Consider the following 2,379-nt stretch of genomic DNA (forward strand, 5'->3'; position numbering starts at 1 on the left):
GGTTATAATCAGGTTTTTCTTTGTGTAACATAGGAGAACCTCACAAGTCCTTTTTCTTATATTATACTCCTAAATATCATGAAAAGCCCCTAGAAAAGTGATTCTAAGGACTTTGTCTTCAGTCTGAAGCCAGTTTCTAAACTGGTCTTTTAGTTTTTAATCTTTCCAAAGAGTTTTTCAAACGTTTTTTTAGTGTCCTTGGTTACAGCAATTTGATTCAAATCCAAGGGATGGTTAAAACCGTTGATGTAGCCTTGTGAAGTGTATTGGTGCAAGTCGTAATCTAGAGTTGTATTAGGAGCAGCCTCGTAATAGCCTGAATCGCTACCATAAGTGGGAATCCAAATGGCATCAAAACCTTTTGTTGAGATTTCTTGTTCAGCCATAAAGTAGGTCCCGATATACAAACCGACATTTTCAGCCCCTAGTTTTTTAAGCTCTTCTCTAAATGCTTTAACACCTTTGTTCATATCTTTCATCGTCACTTCTTCGACATCAATCCAATAATAAGTTGGATTAAAAGGAGCGGCATTTTTGTAGAAGGCTCTTGCTTCTTCTCGCATTTCTTTGGCGCTGCGTCCAAGGGCATAGCTATAAACAGCTACGGGGACGTCACGTTTTTGGAATTCCTTGATGTGTTTTTTAAAAGATTTGTCAATTCCGGTGGTAAAAGCCGCATTATTATGGGCTGTGATTTGTGACCCTCCATAGACACGAACAATTGCCCCAGAGATGTTATGTGATAAAGTGTCATAATCAATTTCTTCTGGGAGTTGCCAACCGGAAACATCAATAATAGGATTTAAAACAAAGTCTTCAGTCTCACTTGTGCTTGTTTTAGTTGAACTACTGGTTGCAATAGGAATATTAGCCTTTGCTTGATCAAGCTCTTTTTGTTTCACTTGATTAGCGTGTAACTTTCCAATGATTAATACCATTGCCAGTAGCGCAAAGAAGACGAGCACAACAATAGGTTTTATTCTTCTTCTCATTATTGCTATTGTACCTTAATTACTGGGAAAAATCAAAATATCCTAACTATTTCCTTATATTATCTTGCATTTTAAGGAGTTCGTGCTAAAAGGGTCAAGAATCGAGTGAGAGTCTATCTAAGAAATCATTCCTCAAGTTAGTATATAGCTATGACCTATATCAGTGAACAGAATAAGCTAGTCTTTAACTATATCGTAGAAGAGTAGGGTCACTTCTTTATTAAGTTATCCTCATTTTATGTTAGTTTGATAAGAAATGAGCCCAAAACTGGCTAAGTGCTTTAAAATCTGTCATAATAAAGAAAAAACAAGAAAGAGAAATTATGTCAACTAAGGTTGTTAGTCGAATCGCTGTGATGTCAGCCCTTTGTGTGGTACTTCGCATTGCTTTTAGTAGTCTTCCTAATGTCCAGCCTGTGACGGCTATTTTTTTAGGATATCTTCTTTATTTTGGGTTAGCAGAAGCTAGTTTAGTCATGATGTTATGCTTATTGTCCTCATCTTTTTTACTTGGCTTTGGTCCCTGGGTTTTCTGGCAAATCACGTGTTTTGCTTTCATTCTCTTGCTTTGGCGGTATATCTTTTATCCCCTAACACTGAGAGTAAAACGCCACCAAATTATCTATCAGGCTGTTTTTGCTGGCTTTGGGGGATTTCTTTATGGGGTGCTGATAGATACTTGTTTTGCGTATTTGTATAGTATGCCTTGGTGGAGCTATGTTTTAGTAGGGATGCCCTTTAATATAGCGCATGCTTTATCAACTCTCATCTTTTTTCCAGTTATTATGATGTTATTTAGGAGGTTAATCGGTGAACAAAGGATTTAAAACAGGATTTTTAGCACTTGTTGCTATGCTACTAGTGGCTTGCTCGCAAGGAACAAAACAAACACAGACTCCAAGCGTTCCCAAATCAGACCATCACGTTCGCTTAGTTGTTAAAGAAGACACCAATACTGTTGACGAAAAAGTTTCTTTTGAGGAAGGAGACACAGTGCTTGAGGTCCTCAAAGATAATTATGAGGTCAAAGAAAAAGATGGCTTTATCACTGCTATTGATGGTATTGAACAAGATACGAAAGCTAACAAATATTGGCTTTTTAAGGTCAATGGAAAGATGGCAGATAAGGGTGCCGATCAAATTACCGTTAAAGATGGGGATAGCATTGAATTTTATCAAGAAGTTTTTAAATAGTAACTATAATATAAAATAGACTTGGCACGCCAAGTCTATTTCAGATTGAAGACAAACATCGATTTGGTGTTTGTCTTTTTTAGTGTTTTTAGATAAAAATGGCTGTTTCCGTGCTTAAACCACCTCATCTGAACAAAATAAAAAGGCTCTCCCGCCATCCTTTTGACCAGTTTTTTGAGATTTAAGCATGCCA

The 2,379-nt window shown here is 36.9% G+C and carries 3 protein-coding genes and 1 pseudogene; 2 read left to right on the top strand and 2 right to left on the bottom strand.

Features of this window, described 5'->3' with window-relative positions:
* Window positions 1-149: 149 nt before the first annotated feature.
* Window positions 150-992: a glycoside hydrolase family 25 protein gene (locus ACYTR8_RS10210; RefSeq protein WP_111715834.1), complete on the bottom strand. Its 843-nt coding sequence runs from the start codon at window positions 990-992 to the stop codon at window positions 150-152.
* A 323-nt stretch (window positions 993-1,315) separates the two neighbouring features.
* On the opposite strand from ACYTR8_RS10210, the gene ACYTR8_RS10215 reads away from it, so the two are divergent.
* The gene (locus ACYTR8_RS10215; protein WP_111715836.1) at window positions 1,316-1,819 is read left to right on the top strand and encodes an ECF transporter S component; all 504 of its coding nucleotides are present in this window, start codon (window positions 1,316-1,318) and stop codon (window positions 1,817-1,819) included.
* On the top strand, window positions 1,803-2,186 hold the full coding sequence (locus ACYTR8_RS10220) for a DUF4430 domain-containing protein (RefSeq protein ID WP_111715839.1): 384 nt from the start codon (window positions 1,803-1,805) through the stop codon (window positions 2,184-2,186). Before ACYTR8_RS10215 ends, ACYTR8_RS10220 begins: the two co-directional genes overlap by 17 nt.
* Window positions 2,187-2,221: 35 nt before the next feature.
* On the opposite strand, the pseudogene ACYTR8_RS10225 reads toward ACYTR8_RS10220, so the two are convergent.
* A pseudogene (locus ACYTR8_RS10225) lies at window positions 2,222-2,379 on the bottom strand (IS5/IS1182 family transposase); the annotation flags it as partial.

The organism is Streptococcus sp. F2, assembly GCF_056500955.1.

Bases quoted from the DNA above. Each gene is read 5' to 3' on its own strand.
- ACYTR8_RS10210 (WP_111715834.1), bottom strand. From the start codon at position 992: ATGAGAAGAAGAATAAAACCTATTGTTGTGCTCGTCTTCTTTGCGCTA.
- ACYTR8_RS10215 (WP_111715836.1), top strand. From the start codon at position 1,316: ATGTCAACTAAGGTTGTTAGTCGAATCGCTGTGATGTCAGCCCTTTGT.